Source organism: Echinicola rosea, from assembly GCF_005281475.1.
GTDB classification, from domain to species: domain Bacteria; phylum Bacteroidota; class Bacteroidia; order Cytophagales; family Cyclobacteriaceae; genus Echinicola; species Echinicola rosea.
This window is the reverse complement of record NZ_CP040106.1, coordinates 3,496,688-3,520,507: the sequence shown is the minus strand read 5'-3', so window position 1 is coordinate 3,520,507 and position 23,820 is coordinate 3,496,688. Positions and strand designations below refer to the sequence as shown.

At 37.8% G+C, this 23,820-nt stretch carries 17 protein-coding genes; 14 read left to right on the top strand and 3 right to left on the bottom strand.

The genetic code is table 11. The annotated features are described in order from the left end of the window. Window positions 1–161: 161 nt before the first annotated feature. The 13 genes from FDP09_RS14020 (at window position 162) to FDP09_RS24025 (ending at window position 17,432) form a co-directional block, all read left to right on the top strand. Entirely contained in the window at window positions 162–986 is an 825-nt protein-coding gene (locus FDP09_RS14020; RefSeq protein WP_137403264.1) for a polysaccharide biosynthesis/export family protein, read from the top strand. Window positions 987–998: 12 nt separating this feature from the next. Further along, the gene (locus FDP09_RS14015; protein ID WP_137403263.1) at window positions 999–3,416 is read left to right on the top strand and encodes a GumC family protein; all 2,418 of its coding nucleotides are present in this window, start codon (window positions 999–1,001) and stop codon (window positions 3,414–3,416) included. A 201-nt stretch (window positions 3,417–3,617) separates the two neighbouring features. Next, window positions 3,618–4,538 carry a glycosyltransferase family 2 protein gene (locus FDP09_RS14010; protein WP_137403262.1) on the top strand — a complete coding sequence of 307 codons (921 nt, stop codon included), beginning with the start codon at window positions 3,618–3,620 and terminating at the stop codon, window positions 4,536–4,538. Further along, entirely contained in the window at window positions 4,535–5,827 is a 1,293-nt protein-coding gene (locus FDP09_RS14005; protein ID WP_137403261.1) for a hypothetical protein, read from the top strand. The genes FDP09_RS14010 and FDP09_RS14005 overlap by 4 nt, the downstream gene beginning before the upstream one ends. Before the next feature lie 84 nt (window positions 5,828–5,911). Next, window positions 5,912–7,138, top strand: a complete 1,227-nt coding sequence (locus FDP09_RS14000) for a polysaccharide pyruvyl transferase family protein (RefSeq protein WP_137403260.1) — start codon at window positions 5,912–5,914, stop codon at window positions 7,136–7,138. A 45-nt stretch (window positions 7,139–7,183) separates the two neighbouring features. Beyond that, the gene (locus FDP09_RS13995) at window positions 7,184–8,731 is read left to right on the top strand and encodes an oligosaccharide flippase family protein (RefSeq protein ID WP_137403259.1); all 1,548 of its coding nucleotides are present in this window, start codon (window positions 7,184–7,186) and stop codon (window positions 8,729–8,731) included. 339 nt (window positions 8,732–9,070) lie between these two features. Then, entirely contained in the window at window positions 9,071–10,630 is a 1,560-nt protein-coding gene (locus FDP09_RS13990; protein ID WP_229683502.1) for a GNAT family N-acetyltransferase, read from the top strand. Continuing rightward, complete coding sequence (locus FDP09_RS13985; RefSeq protein ID WP_137403257.1) at window positions 10,617–12,155, top strand: GNAT family N-acetyltransferase; 1,539 nt, start codon at window positions 10,617–10,619, stop codon at window positions 12,153–12,155. The genes FDP09_RS13990 and FDP09_RS13985 overlap by 14 nt, the downstream gene beginning before the upstream one ends. 57 nt (window positions 12,156–12,212) lie before the next feature. Next, window positions 12,213–13,115: a polysaccharide deacetylase family protein gene (locus FDP09_RS13980; protein ID WP_137403256.1), complete on the top strand. Its 903-nt coding sequence runs from the start codon at window positions 12,213–12,215 to the stop codon at window positions 13,113–13,115. Window positions 13,116–13,165: 50 nt separating this feature from the next. Continuing rightward, entirely contained in the window at window positions 13,166–14,251 is a 1,086-nt protein-coding gene (locus tag FDP09_RS13975) for a glycosyltransferase family 4 protein (protein WP_229683501.1), read from the top strand. Window positions 14,252–14,423: 172 nt separating this feature from the next. Then, complete coding sequence (locus FDP09_RS13970) at window positions 14,424–15,470, top strand: glycosyltransferase family 4 protein (RefSeq protein ID WP_137403255.1); 1,047 nt, start codon at window positions 14,424–14,426, stop codon at window positions 15,468–15,470. A 160-nt stretch (window positions 15,471–15,630) separates the two neighbouring features. After that, a complete protein-coding gene (locus tag FDP09_RS13965; RefSeq protein ID WP_137403254.1) occupies window positions 15,631–16,737 on the top strand; it encodes a DUF354 domain-containing protein in 1,107 nt (368 codons plus the stop codon). A 137-nt stretch (window positions 16,738–16,874) separates the two neighbouring features. Then, window positions 16,875–17,432 (top strand): serine O-acetyltransferase, encoded by a 558-nt coding sequence (locus FDP09_RS24025; protein ID WP_137403253.1) that lies wholly within the window; start codon window positions 16,875–16,877, stop codon window positions 17,430–17,432. 160 nt (window positions 17,433–17,592) lie between these two features. On the opposite strand, the gene FDP09_RS13955 is transcribed toward FDP09_RS24025, so the two are convergent. Both FDP09_RS13955 and FDP09_RS13950 read right to left on the bottom strand, forming a co-directional pair. Then, window positions 17,593–18,822: a polysaccharide lyase gene (locus FDP09_RS13955; protein ID WP_137403252.1), complete on the bottom strand. Its 1,230-nt coding sequence runs from the start codon at window positions 18,820–18,822 to the stop codon at window positions 17,593–17,595. A 726-nt stretch (window positions 18,823–19,548) separates the two neighbouring features. Continuing rightward, window positions 19,549–20,937 (bottom strand): exopolysaccharide biosynthesis polyprenyl glycosylphosphotransferase, encoded by a 1,389-nt coding sequence (locus FDP09_RS13950; protein ID WP_137403251.1) that lies wholly within the window; start codon window positions 20,935–20,937, stop codon window positions 19,549–19,551. 653 nt (window positions 20,938–21,590) lie between these two features. Here FDP09_RS13950 and FDP09_RS13945 point away from each other — a divergent pair. Further along, window positions 21,591–21,788: a hypothetical protein gene (locus FDP09_RS13945; RefSeq protein WP_137403250.1), complete on the top strand. Its 198-nt coding sequence runs from the start codon at window positions 21,591–21,593 to the stop codon at window positions 21,786–21,788. 318 nt (window positions 21,789–22,106) lie between these two features. Here the strand turns inward: FDP09_RS13945 and FDP09_RS13940 are convergent, their stop codons facing one another. Then, window positions 22,107–23,690, bottom strand: coding sequence for a peptide MFS transporter (locus FDP09_RS13940; protein WP_137403249.1), 1,584 nt, complete (start codon window positions 23,688–23,690; stop codon window positions 22,107–22,109). Window positions 23,691–23,820: the final 130 nt, after the last annotated feature.

The following is a 23,820-nucleotide window of genomic DNA, read 5'->3' as shown; positions in this document are numbered from 1 at the left end:
AAAAAATTACCTTGAAATGCATCATAAAGCAATCTTCAACTTTTTTATGTATATAAACATCATTTTTTTTAATTTAAAATTGCTTTATCGAATATTTTTTTTTTACCTTTAAGCATTGTTAAGGAACAAAACTTTTACAGATACTATCCAACCAAAATGCAATGAAACAAATAAGAAACTTTACGATTTTCTGCTTGATCAGCCTGTTATCCTTTAGTTGTATATCCAACAAGAAATTGATCTATCTACAAGAACAGGATGCTGATAAAATGGTAGCTACTTCAGGCGACTTGAAGGTGCATAAGTACGAGGATTACAAATTGCAACTCAATGATGTGCTTGATGTAAATATCAGAACCACCAGCCCAGAGCTCAATTTACTTTTCAATGATTCGGACGCCGCATCAAACAGCAATGCCATGCGAGGAGGACTTGCTGATGGTGGAGACGTTTATTTTATGACGGGGTACACGATTGATGATGAGGGCTTCATAGAACTTCCCGTCATCGGAAATCTCAAGGTCGTAGGCCTTACTATAGAAGCGGCTAAAACATTGGTAGAAGAAGAAGTGAAAAATTATGTCAATTCAGACTCTGATTACTTTGTCCGTGTTCGATTAGGAGGAATGAGGTACAGTGCATTGGGGGAATTCAACAATCCTGGCAAATACACCATTCTACAAAACAGGGTGACCATTTTCGAGGCCATTGCCAATGCTGGGGAAATGACCACCGTCGCCAATCGTCATGAGGTCTCCCTCATCCGACAGTATCCCGAAGGATCCAAAGTATATAAAATCAACCTATTGGACGAAAGAATCATGGAGTCCGATTTGTATTTTTTACGCCCAAATGACCTCATATACGCAGAGCCAATGAAAGTAAGGGAACTAGGAACGGGAGCTACTTTCGTCCAAACCTTCCAGTTACTTGTCACCACCCTTACACTTGGCGTGTTGATCTATAATGCCACCAATAACAACTAAATTACCATCACCATGAGCAACAACGAATTCGAATATTATTCTGAGGGAAGCAACGATACTTTTGACTTCAAGGAATTATTCTCAAAATACTTGAGATACTGGCCGATTATCCTATTATCAATGGTCGTATTTGGTGCAGCTGCCTATTTCTTCAATCAAACACAACCATCAGAATATAAGGTCAGTGGGAAATTGCTAATTGAGGAAGACATGCAAAGGGGCAATATCCTCAACCTGACGAACATGCCTCAAGATTATAACAATACCCTTATAAACAAAATGGCCAATGACGGCCACCAACTAAAGTCCTATAACCTTGCCAACGAAGTACTGGACATGATGGATTTTGATGTAGAATACTACGAAGAGGGAACTTTTAAAGACCAAGAAATTTATCAATCTTCCCCCATAAAGGTAGAAGTGGACTGGAATCATCCGCAACTAACTGAAAACAAGTTCAAAATCGAGTGGAAAAGCGCCGACAATTTTGTGCTCAGTTATATCAGTCCTGAATATACCTTGGACACTCCAAGTGACGGAAAACTGACACCAATCGAAATTAATACGACCCCTAAGGCATTCCCCTTCAACAGGTGGATAGAAACGGCTCACGCTAGAATCAAGGTGATCCCTATAGACACCAAAGCACCTGGATCAATCAAAGTAACGCTTAGAAACAGAAAAAGTCTATTAGCTCAATATACCGGAGAAAACCTCACCATAGCACCTATGGACGCCATGAGCTCCATCCTGAATATCTCTTTGATCACTACCGTTCCAGAAAAGGGCGCAGACTATGTCAACAAGTTGCTGGAAACTTTTCTGGACAATTCATTAGAAGAGAAAAACCTCCAAGCCAGAAAGACAGTCGATTTTATAGATAACCAAATCAACGGCGTATCGGATACTTTATCGACCATAGAGAACAAACTACAATCGTTCAGGAGCAAGAACAAAACTTACAATATCGGAACAGAAGGAAGCTCGATTTTCCAAAAAATCACAGAGCTCGAGTCTGAATTGAATCAGGAGACCTTCAAAAACGATTATTATAAAAATCTACAGAGCTACCTTTCTCGAGAAGACTACAGTGATATCATCCTTCCATCTGGGATAGGGATAGAAGATCCCATCTTGAACAAATTAATTCAGGATTTGATCCTTCTTCAGTCAGAACGTTCTCAGTATCTCGCCACCCAAACGGCCTCAGCTCCAAACGTAAAAGAAGTCAGCAAAAAAATAGAAGACCTCAACAAGTCTATTAATGAAGTATTGAAAAACACCATCAATAACTCAGACAGGCTGGTTTCCAGTCTTCAGAATAGGCTATATAAACTGGAAAGTGAGTTTAAAAAACTACCCTCTACTGAGCAAGACCTATTGAGAATTCAGCGGTCATTTACGCTAAATGAAAATATCTATACCTTCCTGATGCAAAGAAGGGCTGAAGCGGCCATATCAATGGTCTCTACTACCGCTCCAGATAAGATCATGGAAAGTGCGAAACCTTCGTATATACCACTTCCGCTTAAACCACTTACGAATTATATTATAGGCATTGCTTTAGGTTTTATTCTTCCTGTATTGATCATCAGCATCATGATCTTCACCAATGTAAAAATTAAGGATAAGAAAGAACTAGAAGCCAAACTCAACAACCCTGTACTAACGTCAGTGGGTCACAACAGCAATAAAAACAACTTAGTCGTACTTAACAAGAACAAGTCTTCCATTGCAGAGGCGTTCAGGTCGCTCCGTACCAATCTGACATTTATCGTCCCGAAAGAAGAAAAGATCACCATCGCGATCACATCATCCATCGCAGGAGAAGGAAAGAGTTTTACGTCCATGAACCTGGCATCTGCCTATTCGATTGCCGAAAAGAAAACCATACTAGTAGGCTGCGACTTGCATAAACCTAAACTATTCAATGACTTTAAGGTCAGCAACGCCGTTGGATTATCTACTTACCTCAGCAAACAGGTAAATGATGTCAATGCCGTCATACAAAAATCCCCTTTCCCAAACCTGGACTTGATGGTAGCGGGCCCTACCCCCCCTAACCCTGCCGAGCTGCTCATAGGAGCCCAGTTTGAGACCATGATAGAGGAACTTAAAGAAAAATACGATGTGATCATTTTTGACACTCCTCCTATAGGCCTCACCAGTGAGACACTTGCGGTACTCAAAATGGTCAATGTCACCTTATGTGTCATCAGGCATAACTATAGCAATCGAAGCTTTATAGAAGATATCAATAACCTAAAGGATAAAAAAGGTTTCAGAAACATCTACACCGTGTTCAATGATGTTCCTTCCAAAGAACTTAATTACGGTGGATATGGCTATGGATATTATTCCGATGACAAGAATAAGTCCGGTATGATCAACAAAATATTCAAAGGAGGAAGAGGAAGGGCTGCTGTTTAGTCTCAGCCTTTCACCTTTCTGGACAGTTCAGCTATTTTCCTAAATATATTCAAGGGGCTGCCTAATGCAACGGGCAGTTCCATCAACACCATTAAAGCTTTTCCCTGCTAGGTTCTACGAGATGGGACTGACGGGGCGAAGCTCTACCTAAGCACCAACACTATTACTTTCATAAATAATCCTATTTAATTCACACACCCCATGTTCAGTGTAGTCATTCCTTTATATAACAAAGAAGAAAACATCACCCGAACCTTAGCGTCAGTACGGGAACAGACCTTTACGGATTTTGAAATAGTAATTGTAAACGATGGTTCTACCGATAAAAGTGTTGAAAAAGTAGCGGAAATTGTAGACGACAGGATAAAGCTGTACCATAAAAAAAACGGCGGAGTTTCGGATGCCAGAAATTATGGAATCAAAAAATCCAATAATCGATATATCGCCTTTATGGATGCCGATGACTTATGGAAGCCAAATTATCTTGAAGAAATGGCAAAACTCATACAGGAGTATCCTGAAGCTGGAATGTACAATTGTGCCCACTCCACTATATATAAGGGAAAAACTTATGACATGAACCATGATATCAATAAAGGTATCATAGAGAATTATTTCGCGACATCGCTTAAATATGTCATTGCGTGGACCAGTGCAACAATTGTCCCGAAAGATGTCTTTGATAAAGTAGGAGGATTTCCAGTGGGAATGATTTCAGGGGAAGATGTATATACCTGGGCAAAGATAGCCATTCAATATCCAGTAGCCTTCCACCCAGCTGCACTCACCATTTATATCAAACAGGACGAGTCTATTATCCACAGAAGCAATAAAAAAGACCACTGTGAAGAAGCATGGCAGGATCTCTATCAAAAAGACAATAATGACGCAAACAAATACATAGCCATGAAAGCAATTCTAAAAGGCACACGCTATGCTTGGGGTGGCTTTTTATCAGAGAGCAGAAAAATAGAAAAGGATTTTAAATACATAATGGACTATCCGGATGTCGAGCACAAATGGAAGAAGCTCTATTTGCTGAACAGAACTCCCAGTTTTGTAAAGAAACTAATTATAGAGTATAAACAAACATTGGCTAAGTCAAAAAAATCATCATCATGATTCTTATACTTTTATCACTAATCCTAATTGGGTATTTCATTTTTGACCAGAAGAATTTCATCTATGCGCTAATGGTGTTCTACTTGGTATTTGATATGTTTGATGGCTTTTATAAGGACTTAAAGGTCTTTGCCGCCATTCGTTACGTGTTGCCATTAGTCATGGTAATAGCATATATCATAGCTAACAAAGCTTTTAGAAAGGGGGATTGGATCTTCATGCTGATAACAGTATATGTTACTGCGCTTTTATTTTTCAATCCAGGAAACTTTATGTTATCAGCCAAAACTGCCTTTGCTCTCATCATTTCTTTGAGTATGGTATTGGTTGGAAATTTCTTTGGATCAAAAAGGGACTTTATCAAGGAATTTGAGCCTTACAACAGGTTTATGCTTATTGCTATCCCTCTTTACCTCATCATGGCCAATGTACTTCATATCGGTGAGGCTGCCTATGGAGGAGGCTTTTCGACAGGATTTCTTGACACATCTAGAATGTACATAGCCCCCATAGTAGTCTTTATGTCTATACACTATGTACTTGAAAACAAAAGGAGCAATCTATTCATTAAATCTGTCGATATCTTTTTCATTACTTTAAGTGTAATACTCCTTGTAGTGATAACCAGACGTACCTCGATAGGAATGCTTGCCCTTGGAATTTTGACCTATGTGCTCTTGAACAGAAAAATTTTCTTTAAGATCATTATTGTATTTACAGTCTTAGCTGGAATAATGGTACTTGCATATCCTCTATACGAAGCGCCCTTAAATGCTCAGCTTGCGGAAAGAGAGAGGATCACTGAAGTAGAGAACTATTCTGAAACCGAACCCAGATTTATGGAAACCATTTACCTTTTCAAACACTTCAAAACCAGTGAAGACCCATCAGAATTATTCTTTGGAATCCAGCTATTTGACACTATTGATTTTGGAATAAAACACTTTGGGTATGGAAGAAGTATTCATAGCGACATCAACATGCTATTTTATAGTACTGGATTAGTCGGGATGGTTTTGTTCCTGATTTTCTTCATCCATTATTTCATCATCGGAAACAATAAGATGAATAAAGAAAACCAACAAGTATTTTACCCATTATTGGTTATGCTATTGATCGTATTGGTACCGGGAAGATTTATAGGGACGTTTACTTTTGCTCCACTTCTCATCTTTTTACTATCAGCCGTAAAAGCAAGCAAACCCAAGAAGCTAAATAGACCAATACCTGTTAAAAAATCTTTAGTCAATCGTCCCACAAAATATCCACTAAGGCCTATCAACGCCTAAAGCTTATATTAGACCCTTTTATTAATGTCGTCTTAACCACCCAATAACCTTTTACATCTAGATCCACCTTATTATTTATACATTATGAAGACAAGAATTCTTATTACCCACATCTCCCAAACACTCAATTACGGAAGTGCAATGATGGCTTTAAATCTTATTAGCCGGATGAAACCATTACTTCCAGATACTGAAATTTATTGTGAATGTGATGACTACAATTTGGACAGGCTTAAGGCAGGTACCGGTGTTCATGACCTGAAAAAATTCGACGCATTGTTCAACACCAAATTAACCCCCATCACCAAAGTAAAACGCTATATTTTCGGCAGCGATGAGTCCATAAAAAAAATCACAGACAATTTCGATATCCTCATCGTGTTGGGAGGGGATGACCTTTCTGAAACTTACAAGAAAGGAGCTTTGCTAAAGGGATCAGTTTACAAGTCTATTAACAAAAAATGTAAGGTAATCCTAGCTGGACAATCATTCGGACCGTTTTTTGGCTCCACAAGAACCATGGTGAAGAACTTCTATAAAGATATCAGCATAATCACCCGAGACGATAACAGCTATGAATTTTCCAAAAGTCTGGGCATAAAGAAACTCGTGAAAAGCAGGGATCTAGCCATGATGACTTTGCCAAATCAAAAGGAATTTGGAAAAATACTTGAAAATTATCCTGACCTACATCCTGACAAGTATATCACCATGGTTCCTTCAGGACTTTGGCATAAATATACGGAGGACAAAGAGGGCTATATAAAAACCTGGAAGAAACTAATTCTAAATCTTACAAAACGATTCCCCGACTTCAAGTTTGTAATCCTGGGACATGTACTGGCACCTGCTAAATCAGATGACCGCTTTGTGATCAAGGAAATCGAGAAAAGCATGGACCAAAAAGAGAAGGAAAACCTCATCTTCATCACAGATGCCATTCAGCCAGCAGAAGCGAGGCAGGTCCTTGGCGGAAGCTTCATGGTCATTACCGGTCGTATGCATGCTGCCGTTTCCACATTCTTTATGAGAAAACCAGCAATTTCTTTGGCATATAGTGAAAAGTATGCGGGCGTTATTGGCAGAGGCTTAGCACTACCTGACCTTATCGTCGAATCCAGAAATCAAACATGGGGTGATCAATCTCCACTACTGGAAGAAGTTGACAAAAAAATAACCTATGTCGAAGAAAATTACGATCAATTGACCACTAAGATTGACAGTAAAATGGAAGAATGTACAGCCTTAGTTGAAGACCAAATCAATTTTATTGTTAAAGAGATTCTTGAATTCCAAAAACTCCCAGCATAACCTAAAGCACATATAGTTTTTGTGAAATCTTGAAACACGACATCTATGCAAACTAAATCTTTTAAAAACCAATTCCCTAAGAACTTAACAATGAACATCTTATCCTTCGTTGTTAACATCATCATAGGGTTATGGCTGGTTCCATACTTAATTAAATATATGGGACCGGCTGCATATGGTTTAGTGCCATTGGCCATGGTTTTCACGGAATACATCAGTGTTATTACCGTTTCGATAAATGGAGCCATCACTAGATTTATAACCATTGATATACAAAAGGAAAATTGGCTGAGTGCCAACAAAACGTTCAACACCGCGTTGTTTGCAATGTTGGCTATTATATTGGTACAAGTTCCGCTTTTGTCTTATGTGACAGCTGACGTAACTTCTATTTTTGAAGTACCAGAGGAGCTTGTTTATGACACTTACTATTTATTTGCATTTACCTTTCTTGGGTACCTGATATCGCTACTCAGCAGTATCTTCAGTACTTCCATGTATGCTTACAACAGACTGGATCTTAGGAAGGTTGTGGATCTAAGTAGAATCGTATTACGTGTTGTAACCATCATCATTTGTTTTACGGTATTCGAGCCATCCTTGAAATTTGTGGGGCTGGCAAACTTAATAGGTGCACTTACTGCTTTCATATACGCCGTATCCAATTGGGCTAAGTTAACACCTCAATTAAGAATATCGATTAAAGACTTCCGGTTTCCTATTCTAAAAAAACTGGTAAGTATGGGGGGATGGCTAATCGTCAATCAAATTGGCTTTTTATTGTTTTTAAAGGTTGATATTTTTGTCGTAAATAAGTTCTTTGGGGCGGAAGCTACTGGTAAATATTCCGCTGTCCTGCAGTGGAATGTACTTATCAGGACCATGGCTGGTGTATTAAGCAACTTGATTGGCCCTATGCTTCTTATCTCCTTTGCCAAGAACAAAATTGACGACGTTATCCGAATTGCCAAAATGGGAGTCAAGTTTCTAGCAATAGGCGTGGGATTGATGACCGGTATTATCTGCGGTTTTTCCGACCAATTGCTATCGCTTTGGCTTGGTCCTGAATATGCTATTTACGCTGGACTAATGATCATAATGCTTTGTCATTTGGTAATCAATTTGGGAGTTCTTCCACTATTCCAGATCAATACATCGCTAAATAAAGTGAAAATACCTGGCCTTTTCACTGGGGGCTTCGGTATATTAAATTTACTTTTGGCGATTGTATTTGTTAAAGTTTTCGGTTTTGGCTTTTGGGGTGTTGCCTTGGCGGGAGCTATTGCTGTAACCGCCAAAAACGGCATATTTACACCTATCTATGCCAGTCATATTTTAAACATCAGTAAAACAACATTTTATAAGCCTCTTATGGAAGGACTGATCCTGTTTTTGTTTACCTACCTTATTTCTTTTATTACCAATAGCTTTGTACCCATCTCCAATTGGTTTATGATGACTATCTCAGGTGCTTTAGTTTTTGTACTGGTCGCAATTTCCACTTGGTTTGTTTTATTAAGCGAAACTGACAAGGACATGATCGGTTCTACTATTGTTCCTAAACTAGAAAAGATCACTAAAAAATTCTCTTAAATTAGAATGCTTTTATGTATGAAATACAATCTGTTAAAGTTTGGGTCATAACAGCTTTTACATCAGCCACACAATTAGCAATAAACCCATTATAGTAGGCAAAAGAATAATCCATAAGCCCAAAATACCTTTTTGTACTACCATTATTTGTTAGAAAAGAAACTAATCTCCACCAGGCCACTGGTCAAGAACTGATTAAAAACGGCAAAAATTACGGGAAAATGCTTTTAAACATATTCAGACTAATTCCCTAAATGCCAAAGAAACTGAGAACCAGCCATCAATCCACTTGCCATTGGCCCAACCAAACTATTTATGCTAGGATACATTTTTAACAAGATGACAACATCAACAATTTCGAAAACATTCATTGGGAATTGCGTTTTTGACATCCTTAAGGATACCGATTTCCAACAAGGATGGGACGAGCTTTACGAAACTACAAGGTGGGCCACGGTCTTTCAGAAAAGGAAGTTTGTAGAGGCTTGGTATATTGCTAACCAAGAAAATATCACTCCTATTCTGCTTACCGTATTTGAAGGAAAGGAATTGATCGGGCTATTAGCCCTGACGACAGGTAAAGCGGACGGGGAACTAAAGAAAAACAGCCCTTTAAAAATTACTGGAGCTGGAAAATTTGACGCAGAATACCAAACCTGGCTAGTAAAAGATGGCTATAACGAGACATTTGTCAAAAATGGTTTTGAAGCACTTTTTAATGAATTCCCCCAATGCAAGCTGAGCCTCAGGTTTATACCTGACGCTTCTATTGTTGGGCCATTAAAATCAGTAACCTCGATCACAGAGAAACATACGGTTTTACATAGCCACCATCGACCTTTGATGGACTTTTCACTGGTCGAAGAACAAAAGCTATTTCGAAAAAGACACCTCAAGGCTAAATACAACCGTATCCATCGCGCCGGAAAAGTAGAATTCATTAAAGTCACTGATCCAAATGAGTTTGTACAAGTATTGAATGAAATTCTTGTGTACTTGGATTTCAGACAGGCCGCTATGTTCAATAAACTTCCTTCAAAATCCAACCCGAACCGAAACAAGTTTTTAATCGATTTGTTCCAAAAGGATCTTCTTCATGTGACAGCCTTAAAACTTGACGGGGAAACCATTTCATCCATCATCGGGATGAAGGGGAAAGGATGGATGCATTTGGCTGGATTGATCAGCTATTCTCCATTTCATTCAAAGCATTCCCCTGGATTGGTCCATTTATACATGCTTGGAAAAATGCTCCAAGACGAAGGTTACCAGAAATTTGACCTTACTCCTGGATACGATGGATACAAAGAACGATTGTCCACCAGTGGAGATGAAGTAATAGAACTGCACTTAAGTAAAAACATCAAATATGGTATTAAAAAATTCCTGAGAAAGAACCTACACCATACCTTGGTCAAGTTTGATATACGGCCGATGACGTTTGAATTAAACGTAAAGAAAAAAATATACCTGATCAAGGAAAAAACGAAAGGAATCACCAAATCGATCTTCTCATCGGACAAATCAAATCCAACCACCTCATTCCCCTCTGAACAATTCAATCTGTCCGTTAACAAAAACTGCATCAGCGATTTACTTAAGTACAATGATAAAAGCGCTGCTCAATCGAGATGGGAATTTTTAGAAAAGGCCTTTATCCTTGTGAGCAAAGGTGCTGAGTTTTACTCTGTTTCTGATGACTCCCGTCTTTTGGCCAGTATCTGGATAGCACCAAGTGATCAACAAACCGACGAGCATAAAACCTCTCTGCTTATTACGGATAGTTATTTTCACACCGCTTATAGGAAGCATAAACCAGCACTTGAAAGCTACGTAATCGAACGTGAATCCAAATCCTCTCCATCAAATAAACCATCCTCAGATCATGAAAATTCTTAAAGGCAAGGAAGTCCTAGCATTAATACAGGACACCAGCTTCATAGGATGTTGGGACCAGTTGGTTAGGGAATGTCCATGGGCAACGGTCTTTCAACAGAAGGAGTTCGTATTGACTTGGTATGAACTGTTCAGCGATCAGACACCAATAATGATAACTGATTGGAATGGGGAAGTTATGACTGGCCTATTTCCCTTGGTAGAAAGTGATCGGCAACTCTCCTATCCAGGCAATAATTTAGCAGAATACCAAGTTTGGTTATCAAACCCAAAAAACAATACTTCATTTATCACAAAAGGGCTGGAATTGATCCGCAAGGAATATACGCTACACCTCAAATACATCCCTTCTAAAACCCCTCTGGACTGGGTCAGTAACAATGGTCCACTCAAAAACTCCATCTTCCTAAAAGAATATCCACAGCCCGTCATGGAGTGCGATGAAGAACACTTGGAAAGAGAGCTTAAAAAGAAGAATAAAAAAGAAAAAATAAACCGGCTGAAACGACAGGGAGAATTGTCCTTCGATCGGGTTACTTCAGTGGATGATTTCAATACTATACTTCCCAATCTCGTCGAACAGAACGAGTTTAGAAAAGGAGCCATCTATGGAAAACTGGCCTTTCTAGAAGATTCCAGAAGGGTTGATTTCCTCTCAAAGACCTTTGAAAAAAACCTGTTACATGCTAGTATCTTAAGGCTCAATGAGGAAATTATCGCTTCCAACGTAGGCTTTATCACAGGAGAAACCGTCCATCTACAAGGGCTCAATACCCATTCCCCATTTTATGCAAAACACAGTCCGGGCATTCTTCATTTTTTAATGCTTGGCATCCATCTTAAAAAGGATCATTTTCGATATTTTGACTTGACGCCGGGAGGAGTGGATGGTTATAAGGCAAAGCTGGCCACCACCTACCACACTTGCTACGAAATTCAAATGGATTCGGTATTTGCCACCAAGAAAAAGCAGGTAAAGGATGTAATAAAAAGCAAAGCCAAAACGCTAATAGGCAAAAAATCAAAAAAGGCCTCTATACTCTCCGATCTATTCAATACACCATCTAAGGGTAATGGATCAGTCAATCACCAAGAGGGACAAATAGAAATCTATTTCAATATAAAAGGCCATCAACTTAATGTAACTGCTGGCAAAAAAGAACTGAAAAATGTAATTAAGGCCATTTCTTATAAAAAAAATGAAATTGCAGACCTTCTCGATTTTCCATTAGACATTAAAAAGACCGAGTTTTTATCTGACGCTATGTACAGAATAGAAAATGGCCAGACCTTCTATGCCATTAAAGGGAGCGATCAGCTTATCGCCACCCTTTGGTTTATACCTATTGGGACAAAGGATCCTGATGGAAATAAGAGGACTCGCGAACAGCTCGAATTTTCGTATCTAGCTCCAAGCCTTGATAAGCCCACATCCACGGTATGCAAAATTATCAAAGACCATGGGTTACCTGAACACTTGATTTCGACCTTGAATATGCCACTTTTTAATACCACCTTATTGGAGTAGAGCCTATCATCTATCGGTAAGAAACCTCTATATCCACTAAGGCCAGACCATTATATCATGAATAAGAAACGCCGGAATATATACGCTCAAAAAATAGCAAAAGCGGTCATTAATCTTGGCTTACTAAAGTTAGCTAAAAACAAGGCACTCAATGGAGATCATATTTTATCCATCTATTTTCACAAACCTACTAAAGAGGAATTTGAAGAAATTATCGTATGGCTAAAGCATAATGGATTCCAATTTATCAGCATGGATATGCTAAAAGCCATCATCTATGATAAAGCTCCATTTCCCAAAGGTGCGGTGTTGATCACCGTTGATGATGGATGGGCTTCCAATGTGGAAAATATGACTAAAGTCGCTAAGTACCATCAGGTTCCCATCACCATATTTCTCGCAACCGAAGCCATTGAAGAGGGGTATTATTGGTTTTCAACAGCAAAGAAGGCCAATAAGCAACGGCTAGGCTTTCCGAATTCTGAGGAAATGAAAAAGTTACCCAACACTCAAAGGGCCAGCATTTTACAGAAACTAAAGCAACAAACGGACTTGGGTGATAGGGAAGCCATGACGATCGATGAGATTAAATCCATTGGTGGTAACACTTATGTAACCTTTGGGGCGCATACCCACTCCCATCCGATATTGCCAAACTGTACGGACGAGGAAGTTACTAATGAAATCAAAATCAGTAAAGAAAAAGTATCCCTCTGGTCTGGTATGGAAGTAGACACCTTTGCCTATCCAAATGGAGATTTTGGTGAAAGGGAAAGTAAAACGCTAAAAGAAAAGGGATTTAAATTGGCCTTTTCGACAAAAGCAGTACCGCTGAAAAAAGGTAATTTAAAAAATCCCTTTGCCCTTCCTAGGTTGGGATTTCTTGAAGGTGCATCTAAAGAAGAAAATTTATGTCGCATAATGGGGGTCTGGTATTCCAAATCGACCTTCAAAAGCTAAAAAGACAACAAGCTACTACTATCCCTACATAAGTACCCAATTAACAAAATATGAAAAAAAGTAATTACATAGATGAAACGTTGATGGAAGACACGGATGATGGCAACTATGCAATTGAATTCAGTAAAAATAAAAATATAACAGCCTATCCTCCTGAAAAAACCATCAATGTACTCTTTGTTTCTTCAGGAAACCTGAAGAATTTCGATCTCGCCCCATTTATAAAGGTCCAAGGTGAATCCCTTGCACAAGTGGGTATCAATGTGACCTATTTCAAGATCAAAGGCAAGGGATCCAAAGGCTACATCAAGAACATCGAGAATCTCAGAAATTTCATAAAGGAAAACGACTTCGACCTCATCCATGCCCACTTTACATTGTCCGGTTGGGTCGCTGCCCTTTCTTTCCCAAAGCAACCCCTCATCCTATCCCTTATGGGAACAGATGCTTTGGGTAGGGTAAAAAGCCAATGGAAAATCGCCAAGGTATTTAATCACCTTACGATACTTACATATCTTATTCAACCCTTCGTAAAAAAAATAATATCTAAGTCCTCTAATATCGACAAACATGTTTGGGTCAAAAGCAAATCCTATATTTTGCCAAACGGGGTTGATTTATCCAAGTTTGATGGAAAAAGAACCGATTATAGTGAGGAATTGAATTTGGATCCTAATAAAAAGTATATCCTTTTTTTAGGCAAAAAAGATGACAAGAATAAGAACTTTCAGTTTCTCAAAGAAATTGAAAAGGACCTTTCAAAGCATAATTTCCACCTCATCGCCCCCTATCCCGTCAGTCATGCTACTATTATTAAATACCTGAGTACAGTCGATATGGTAGTTGTATGTTCATTGCAGGAAGGGTCACCAAATGTTGTCAAAGAAGCTATGGCTTCCAATTGTAAAGGAGTCTTTACGGATGTAGGCGACATAAGGGAGGTAGTGGGCAATACCCCTGGATATGCTATTACAGCATTTAATAAAGAGGATTTGTTGGACAAAATCCTGGATGTAGATACAATGAAAGTTTGTAAAGGAAGAGAAAGGCTTTTAGAAAAGAAATTGGACACTAGGAATATAGCCCAAAAATTAAAGGAAATCTATCTGGACACTCTTAAAATTGAAAAATCATAACATTTTAAACCATCACAAAAAAAATCTGGTCAATGTCCTATAATGGGCGCCATCAAAGATAAGAAAACAATATTAAAACCAGATTTTTAATCAAAATTACAATGTTATTATTATCAAATTCACATATTTCATAATTATTTTTATTATAATTTAAACAAGAAAAAACAGCAGCATGGCAACTAATTTAAGTTCAACCACTTTTGCCACTTCCAATAACAATAAAACAGAGATTGAAACAAAAACAGTCCCTAAAAGTGATATGAAAGTCTTATTTGTTTCTTCTGGTAACCTGAAAAACTTCGATGTGGCCCCCTTTATAAAAGTGCAAGGCGATTCATTGATTAATGAAAATATTGAAGTGGACTATTTTAGGGTTGTTGGAAAAGGTCTTAAAGGCTATTTTTCCAATGTTAAACGTTTGAAAGAACATTTAAAAAGAAATAGCTACGATCTTATTCATGCACATTTTACCCTTTCAGCATGGGTGGCGGTATTAGCAAAACCAAATCTTCCCATAGTCTTGTCACTGATGGGCACTGATGCCTATGGAAGGGTTAATAAATTATCCCAAAACAAACCCAGCCTCAATTACCTCACCATATTGAGCCTTCTGATACAGCCATTTGTAAAAAAAATCATATCAAAATCGCCAAATATTGAACAGGTAGTATGGCAGAAGGGGAAGAGCCATCTCCTGCCAAACGGAGTAAATATGGAAGATTTACTCCCCTATGAAAATGACTTCAAGAAGGAACTAAACCTCTCTCCTGAAAAAAAATATGTTCTATTTCTGGGCAACCCAAAAGACCTTAGAAAAAACTACAAACAATTACAAACCATTAAAGAGCAGCTGGCGGAAAAGAATATAGAGGTAATAGCCCCCTACCCAATAAGCCATAATCTTATCTCAAAATACCTCAATTCTGTAGATGCATTGATCATGTGCTCGTTTCAAGAAGGCTCTCCCAATGTCGTGAAAGAAGCCATGGCCTGCAATTGTAAAGGGGTATTTACAGATGTAGGGGATGTTCGATACCTAGTCAATAACACTAAAGGTTATTTTATATGTGATTTTACCCCGGAAGACCTTTTTGAAAAAATAATAAAAGTAGTATCTTTAGAAGAATGTGCAGGTCGTACACGATTATTTGAATTAGGCCTGTCGCTACCAAAGGTAGCTACTAAACTAAAAAACATTTATTTGTCAGTTTTGCGATAATAATTGGCAATTAAATTTACCAATTACAATTTTTCGGACCACCATATTCAGCACCACTTAAAACGGGTAAACCAACTAGTAAATTTAACTTCGACATCATAAATTTACCCGTATCAAATTATCAATTAAATAAGCCCACTGATAAATACTATTCCTCAAAATGAAAATTTTAATAGACATAAACCATCCGGCCCACGTTCATTATTTTAAAAATTTTTTTAAGATAATGACAGACAGGGGACACCAAATATTGTTTGTTTCCCGCAACAAAGAAATTGAGCACCAACTATTGAAAGCTTATGATATCCCATTCATAAACCGTGGTAAAGGGCAAAATGGACCAATTGGGAAATTTTTATACCTTATTTATGCGGATTTTAAATTATTCACGATAGCTAAAAAATTTAAGCCAGATGTTTTCCTTAATTTTTTGCACCCCTATCCATCCCATATAGCTAAACTGCTAGACAAACCATCTATTGTTTTCAGCGATACCGAACACGCAACACTTCATGCAAAGTTAACGGTTCCATATGCAACATCTATCCATACTCCAGCCTGCTATAGAACAGATTTAGGTGAAAAACATCATCATTTTAGTGGCTATATGGAGTTATCATACTTGCACCCTAACTATTTCACCCCTGATCCTGGAATATTGGACATCATAGGAGTGAAACCCAATGAACGTTTCGTTATCGTACGATTTGTGGCTTGGGGTTCAGTACATGACTTTGGTCATTCTGGTATGTCACTGGACAATAAAAGAAAAGCGATCAAGGAGATATCCAAATACGCAAGGGTACTCATAACATCAGAAAGGGAACTTCCGGAAGACTTAGAAAAATATCGCATCAAAATCCCTATCGATAAAATCCATCATGCCCTATACTACAGTTCATTGCTATTTGGAGAAAGTGCCACCATGGCATCAGAGGCTGCTGTTTTAGGAACACCTGCCATATTTTTAGACAATGATGGTCGGGGCTATACAGATGAACAGGAGAAAAAATACCAATTAGTATTTAATTTCACAGAAACCCCAAAAGATCAAGAAGAAGCGATTAAAAAGGCTATTGATATATTATCAGATGAAAATAATGACCAAGTCTTCAAAGAAAGAAGAAGAAAGCTCTTAAATAATTGTATAGATACCACAGCATATATGATTGAGAAAGTAATGGAATATGCGCCTGTAAGACAGCTTGCTACCCACAAATTACATCGAACTGAAGCTCCTCTGGAAGTATCAAGTGAAAGACACTAAGTTCTCAATAGGGTAATTCTACGGCAAGACATACACTTTCTGCTAATAGGGATTTCCCAAGACGTCTCCCTTAATTATTATATAAGGTAAAATACCACCATATTTTCCCCCATCCGTTTTAAGCATTTCTATAATCAATGGATGTCATCAAAACCAGAAAAGACCTAAACAGGTTTTTAACCATCGAGAAGGCCAAGCTCGACATCAAAAGGCCTTTCATCATGCGGATCACCTACTCCGAAGGATTCAGAGTGTATCGTTTTTTTAAAAACTTGCGATACTTGGAATATTACCTGAACAAAAAGAAGAAACCATGGGATTATGTCCCACTAGCCTGGAGGTATTGGAACCACAGAAGGATGAAGCTCAAATACAGTTTCTACATTCATCCAAATACGTTGGGAGAAGGTTTTCACCTTGTGCATTCTGGATTTGTCCGTATTGCTGTTTTCGCTACACTTGGCAAAAACTGCACCGTACTTCCACGAGTCCTTATCGGCAAAAAGAAACCTGGAATAGAAAACCCTGAAGTAATAATTGGGGATAACTGTTACATAGGAACAGGTGTCACTATTTTAGGCCCGATCAAGATAGGTAATAACGTCACGATCGCTGCCGGCAGTGTGGTAACCCAAGATGTACCGGATAGTTGCATCATCGGAGGAATACCGGCCAAAATTTTAAAAAAGCTATAGAACCAAAACCACCCTCTTCTCATAAAGCAAAAAATTAAACTTCTATAAAAAAATTTATAATCAACCCCCTGATTAGTGTGAAGTTCTGAAAATATAAAAAAGAGCATGGCTTGTGTTAAATAAAAGGCTCAACCCTTAAAAGGATTGAGCCTAATTTTTTTTAATAAAGTTTGAAGGTGGTTGAAAATTTTTCTCCTACGGGAATCAAACCTTTTTCATCCCCATAGCAAGCAACCTCAACTCGATATCTTCCTTCTTCCAAGAAACTATTGCCAAAATAAAAGTTTCCATTACCATTATCTCCAAACATTAGGAATGGAAAACTACTATCCAGTAAAGAATGGATCAATTTGTAGCCATTATTGGTTTCTTGATATAAGTCAAAATGTACACTTTCTACCCTCTTATCTACATCCGCAAACAAACTGAATTTTTTTGTACCAAGTCGTGAATAATAAATAATTTCACCAGGATGTATAGAACCTCCCAAAGTCTCGTTCTCCGCATTAGCTACAAGCAATTTTGGTTCTTCAGGATTCATGATCACTACATCAGCTAAGTTAAGAACACTACCAGTCACAAGATCAGCTAGAGATACATTGTTATCACCATATCGGATATTATCCATATAAAGCGCTCTTACATCCGTATCAGTTTTCTTTTTGTTCCATATTGATTTATAAATCCCTACCTTCCAATGAGGCATCCCCATTCCTTTGTACATGTTCGGACCTTTATAATTCAGCACCTTGTTTCCATCCCTCCAAATCTCGACAGATCCTTCGTCTCCAGAAGAATGGTGAATGCGAAAAGCAAACTCTGTCCACTTATTTTTAATGATGGGACCCAAATTAATCGTTTCCCACTCTTTTTCATTATCCTTTGAAATCACTCGGACATATAATTCATCCTTTGCAGTTCTTAGTGATAACGAAGGCCCTCCTGAATTTTGTCTCCATTGGGATATAGATTCATTAGACTTGTCGTATTCATATAGGTCTTCTGGGAAAATAACAGCAAAACTATACCACATATCTTGATCAGGAGCTTCAGAACTAACCAAAATTTCTGATCTCATGCCGTTTGCAATCATTTTATCAGATGACTTTAGTTGAAAGAACGCCGACTTTTTTCCTTCAAACGCCCTCCAAGAAACGACTCTGAGACTATGATCTTCAGCTCCTTGGGTATGGACACCTCGAAGAGGATCGTCTCCCTCAAAGTCCTCGGAAAACAATAAACCTGATAATTTCGTAGTTAATTCTGCTACTTCAGTACTCTCTTGTACTTCCAGTTGCTGCGATTCATCTAGTTGGCAAGAACTCGCAAAAAAGACCGTAGTAATCCCCGCAAGAAAACTCTTGCAAGTTAAATTGGTGATAGATTTCATTAATAATTAAGTTAGGTGATAATTACTTTTAAGTGTTTTACAGATCAAGATAAAGCGCCAAAAGGCCCTTCTCGTATGTTAGTTTTCATTGGTGTGGTTGTTGGTTAGTAACTCGTTTCAAATCAAGTCAGCAAAATCATTAGGGTGATAAGTCCTGACTTGCCCTAAATTTCCAATATCCATACCACGTAAAACAACTGATTGTAAAGCATTTACAAAAAACAAACAAACGACACAATAGAGTGTATATACGATCAAAAAACGTAAATAAGATAAATAAATTTTTGATTGAAATAAAATATAGTGTTAGGTTTACATTTAATAAAAAAATACAATAATATTTTATATTATAAATTAGTATTATTATATGTTTTTACACTTGATTTTTACCACTTCGACAAAAAACAATTAACATTATTTAAATAATTAAAAATTATATGCATAAAATTGAATTCCTGTGAATATTACCAAAAAAATATTTTAAAATAATTGTAGAAAAAATCCACAAATTGATTACTAATTACACATACTATAATGAAATATTATTTGGTTAACATGTACAAGTGAGCATGAAGTCCAATTAGAAAAATAGAACAATATTATAAATCAGGCATGCAATAAAAATTAAATAATAAAAATATTCTAAAAACGAATTATTTATACAATTCTTAAAAAGACTTGAATAAGCATGGAGAATTTATCATTCCCCATGCCAAGTATTCATTATCAAAAAGCAGTCCCGTGTGTTTTACGTCCAAAAATCGTTAAGTAAATAATTTTAATATCTAGTTTCATGGACCAATTTTTTAAGTACCAAAGATCGTGGGCTATGCGCTGTTCCTTTTGCTCAGCGGTCTCTGTGGGTCCTCTCCAACCATTTACCTGAGCCCATCCCGTAACCCCTGGTTTAAAATAATGCCTGACCATGGCTTTATCAACGCTACGTTGAAATTCCTCATTAAGGTAAGTTCTGTGTGGCCTGGGGCCTACCACACTCATATCCCCCATAAATACATTCGCAAATTGCGGAAGCTCATCTATACTGTACTTTCTTAAAAACTTACCGACTTTAGTGATCCGGGGATCGTTTTCTACTGTCGAAGCCCTTCCCGTACTGTCGTTTTCTCTCATAGTCCTAAACTTAAATACACGGAATGGTTTTCCACCTTTACCGATCCTTTCAGGACAATAAAAAGCGGGCCCTGGGCTATCAAGTTTGATCAATATTACAATCAAGAAAAATAACGGCGACAACATTAAGAGGATCAAACTGGAGAAACACCAATCAAAACACTCCTTAAAAAAGGCAGAAACTTTATCATCAAGCGGCATTTGTCTCACGTTGACCATATCCATCTTGCCTTGCCTGATCACTTTGCAATCTTCGCCAAGCAATTTCTGATAATCCGGTATAAACCTCACTCGGGTACCGTAATAATCCGCAGTGTTAAGAATTTTCTTGATTTCTTCAGAGTATTGGATCGGTAAGGCCACAATCACTTCGTCCACTGGATTATCCTTTAAATAGCTACCCATATTTTCAAGATCACTCACGTATTCATCGCTACCTTCCACAGCCAGTTGCGGTTCTGTCACATTATGGTATTTCACCATGCCTTTGACCTGATAACCATTTTTTGGATTTTCTTTGAAGTAAGAATTTACTTTACTGACCATCTCCCCCTGTCCCGTGACTAACACATTCTTGCTAACTCCCCCACTATTTTTCAAACGGTTAATAATACTCAAGATGACGAAATTGGTCACTATACCGATTAATGGAAAACCGATGGAAAATGATAGCACCACCTTTCTGAAGGTAGGCGGAAACGTAAAAATCAAATATGCTAATCCTAGAAGGACTACTAATATGGCACTGGACTTTAAATAGTTCAGTATCCGATTGGAAAAATCTCCATTGAGATCAAAGAAGTAGAGTTTTCTCCATTTCACTATTACCAGCCATAGAGAGATCAAACCCACAAACAGTGCCCAATCTATCCCCTGCACACCCGTATCCTTAAAGATATAAAGCGAAACAAGGAAAGTAATCCCTAATATGACGGTGTCCCAGATAAAGAAAAAACCCGCGACAAGTTTATTAACATTATTCATAGTATCTCTAATAAAAATTCAAAATCATCGTATTTGATAAATTAAATATCTATAAACCACCCCTAAAAGGCTTAAGAACCGGTGAAGCATCACTACAACATTTTCATTAGCAAATCAGTACAGTAGTCAGTTTTCCATTTATCAACCTTTAATCATATACAAATACAAACTCCCTTTACATGTGATTTAACTGATACCCAGTACCCTATTTCACACCACTAATTTATATTAACCCCAAGAAGAAAACAAACAAAATACATTAAAATTAATTTAAAAAACATTTTTAATGGTTTGAAAAACATTTCAACAAAACGTATTTATGTACAGGTACTAAAAAAAAATGTAAACATATGGACCAGTTTCATCAATGTATGAAAATGATTTACGTAACAATTTCACATCACAGTCAGGGCTATTTTTTTCTTCATATCAATTATTTAATATAAAAACAGAAAATTCAACGATTAAGCAACACAAAGCTATCTGAATTATAAAAAACAAAAACAACAAACCTTTTTTTTATCAAGTAAGTATTTCTCGGTATAAAGCCAGTCCCCTTAAAAAAAACTCAAAATCCCCTATTGAAATAAATTGTTTTTTGTTGTAAATAGCATAAAATCCTGCCTATCAATTTTATTTAAACTTATCACACTATGGCAAGAGGCACAGAACAGTATTACGACGAATTTGACGACTTCCAGGAAGAAGACGAATTCAACACAGGAGATCTCGATGAGGGCATTTACGACCTCGATGATGATGATGATGAAAGGCTCGAAGATAATCTCATCGACTTTGAAGAGGATGATTTTGACCTTTTCGATGATGAATTTGATGAAGAATTGGACTAATTGGTATTAAACTGTGCTGTGCTGAATAAGGACAGCTCAGTTTTTATAATTTAATTTTGTCCAATGAATCTGACCTGTTAAATTGCAGGAAATTTAGGCCATCACTAAAACAGTATTAACATGCTACTGGAAATATTCAATTCCCCACTAGGCTCAGGAGCCCAATTATTTATACTTATTGTTTGCATCCTAATTGGTTTAGGTGCTGGTATTTCTAATATGGACATTAGGAACAGCCTATCTAAAGGAAACAAAAAAGAAAAATAACTATATCCATTATAGTAAATAAAAAGGGAGCGATGATCGCTCCCTTTTTATTTACCTTACATTTCCCATTAATTTTCTGATGGGCTTGGTAATAAGCATTAGAAGCAGTCCTGCCCCTACAGATACCATGACAATCATCATATACTGATCGGGCATTTCTGCAACAGCCTCTTTCGTTTCTCCACTGGCTTCACCGGCGATAATCCCAGCCACAAGATTTCCTAGCGCTACGGACAGGAACCACATTCCCATCATTTGGCCCTGAAACTTCTTAGGCGCCAACTTGGTCGTCAAACTTAATCCTACTGGACTTAAGCTCAACTCACCAAAAGTATGAAAAAGATAGGTGAACATTAGCCAAGCAGGGGCTGCCAAATCCCCAGATACAGCCACTTTAGCGGCAAAATACATCACCATAAAACCAACCCCCAAGAGCAACAGTCCAAACGCAAACTTGATCGGTGAACTCGGCTCCAAATGCCGCTTTGCCAACCAAACCCATAAAGCAGCAAAGACCGGTGCAAAAATCACTATAAACATGGAATTTGCAGACTGGAAATAGCCTGCAGGTATTTCCCATCCCATTAAATGCCGGTCCGTAAACCGCTCAGCAAAGAGATTTAAGGTAGATCCTGCCTGCTCAAAACCTGACCAAAACAGGGCTCCAAAACAAAGTAATATCGCAATAACCACTACCTTCTTCTTTTCATCCTTATTCAACCCTCCAAAAACCAGTATATAAATAAAGAATGCGGCAGCCACTACTCCTATCACTTTATATGATGCTTCAGCTATAGCAGCAGCATTAATGACTATCACTCCTTGAAACATCAAAAAAAGTGTGAAGGCCAATACTATCACCGTAAGGAACGTAAACAACCTTAATCTCCTCCTATGTGCTATCTCCTCCGCAGAATCTGCATCTGCCAATTCTCCCTTGCCTTTTAGAGTTCCTGAAGTCAATTTGTACTGTATCAGCCCCAAGACCATACCAAAGCCTGCTGCACCGAAACCCAAATGCCAATCAATCTCAGCAAAAGTACTGCAGATGATGGGTGCTATAAATCCACCGATATTGATTCCCATATAAAAAATGGAGAAGCCTGCATCTCTCTTGGAACTTCCCTCGTGGTACAGCTGCCCGACAATAGAACTGATATTTGGTTTGAGCAGGCCAGTTCCTACCACAATAAGTATCAATCCAAGAAAAAAAGAGGTGGTATCAAGAGAGTTCAAAGCTGATTTTGTCTCATGAGCTCCATCCATGAGTGAAATAATCCCCGGCAATCCCATAGTAAAATGTCCCAAAGCTATAATGATCCCACCATACCATACGGATTTTTTCAATCCGAGCAGCCTATCCGCTAACCATCCACCGGGTAAAGCCAATAGATAAACACCCATTGTGTAAAGTCCATAAATAGCTCCGGAAGTCTTGTCATCAAACCCCAATCCACCGTCAATTACAGCAGTAGTCATAAAAAGTATAAGCAGGGCCCTCATGCCATAGTAGCTGAAACGCTCCCACATTTCTGTAAAGAAAAGTGTCATTAAACCTTTTGGATGTCCAAACATCGATGGACCATCAAAACCTCTGTCAAGTTGTTGATTATTGGATTCTTCGTTCTGTAACATTTGGGTATATAATTCCTGTGTAATGCTTTACAATTTACAATGATAAGAGATTTTTTTCTAAACAATGAAAAACGTTCCATTTTGTTCTACCACATATTTCATGAATATAGTTATGCTTCTATAAAATTTT

Coding starts and splice junctions, on each gene's coding strand:
- FDP09_RS13985 (WP_137403257.1), top strand. CDS start 10,617: ATGAAAATTCTTAAAGGCAAGGAAGTCCTAGCATTAATACAGGACACC.
- FDP09_RS13965 (WP_137403254.1), top strand. CDS start 15,631: ATGAAAATTTTAATAGACATAAACCATCCGGCCCACGTTCATTATTTT.
- FDP09_RS14020 (WP_137403264.1), top strand. CDS start 162: ATGAAACAAATAAGAAACTTTACGATTTTCTGCTTGATCAGCCTGTTA.
- FDP09_RS14000 (WP_137403260.1), top strand. CDS start 5,912: ATGAAGACAAGAATTCTTATTACCCACATCTCCCAAACACTCAATTAC.
- FDP09_RS13955 (WP_137403252.1), bottom strand. CDS start 18,822: ATGAAATCTATCACCAATTTAACTTGCAAGAGTTTTCTTGCGGGGATT.
- FDP09_RS24025 (WP_137403253.1), top strand. CDS start 16,875: ATGGATGTCATCAAAACCAGAAAAGACCTAAACAGGTTTTTAACCATC.
- FDP09_RS13975 (WP_229683501.1), top strand. CDS start 13,166: ATGAAAAAAAGTAATTACATAGATGAAACGTTGATGGAAGACACGGAT.
- FDP09_RS14010 (WP_137403262.1), top strand. CDS start 3,618: ATGTTCAGTGTAGTCATTCCTTTATATAACAAAGAAGAAAACATCACC.
- FDP09_RS13945 (WP_137403250.1), top strand. CDS start 21,591: ATGGCAAGAGGCACAGAACAGTATTACGACGAATTTGACGACTTCCAG.
- FDP09_RS13995 (WP_137403259.1), top strand. CDS start 7,184: ATGCAAACTAAATCTTTTAAAAACCAATTCCCTAAGAACTTAACAATG.
- FDP09_RS14005 (WP_137403261.1), top strand. CDS start 4,535: ATGATTCTTATACTTTTATCACTAATCCTAATTGGGTATTTCATTTTT.
- FDP09_RS13940 (WP_137403249.1), bottom strand. CDS start 23,690: ATGTTACAGAACGAAGAATCCAATAATCAACAACTTGACAGAGGTTTT.
- FDP09_RS13950 (WP_137403251.1), bottom strand. CDS start 20,937: ATGAATAATGTTAATAAACTTGTCGCGGGTTTTTTCTTTATCTGGGAC.
- FDP09_RS14015 (WP_137403263.1), top strand. CDS start 999: ATGAGCAACAACGAATTCGAATATTATTCTGAGGGAAGCAACGATACT.
- FDP09_RS13980 (WP_137403256.1), top strand. CDS start 12,213: ATGAATAAGAAACGCCGGAATATATACGCTCAAAAAATAGCAAAAGCG.
- FDP09_RS13990 (WP_229683502.1), top strand. CDS start 9,071: ATGACAACATCAACAATTTCGAAAACATTCATTGGGAATTGCGTTTTT.
- FDP09_RS13970 (WP_137403255.1), top strand. CDS start 14,424: ATGGCAACTAATTTAAGTTCAACCACTTTTGCCACTTCCAATAACAAT.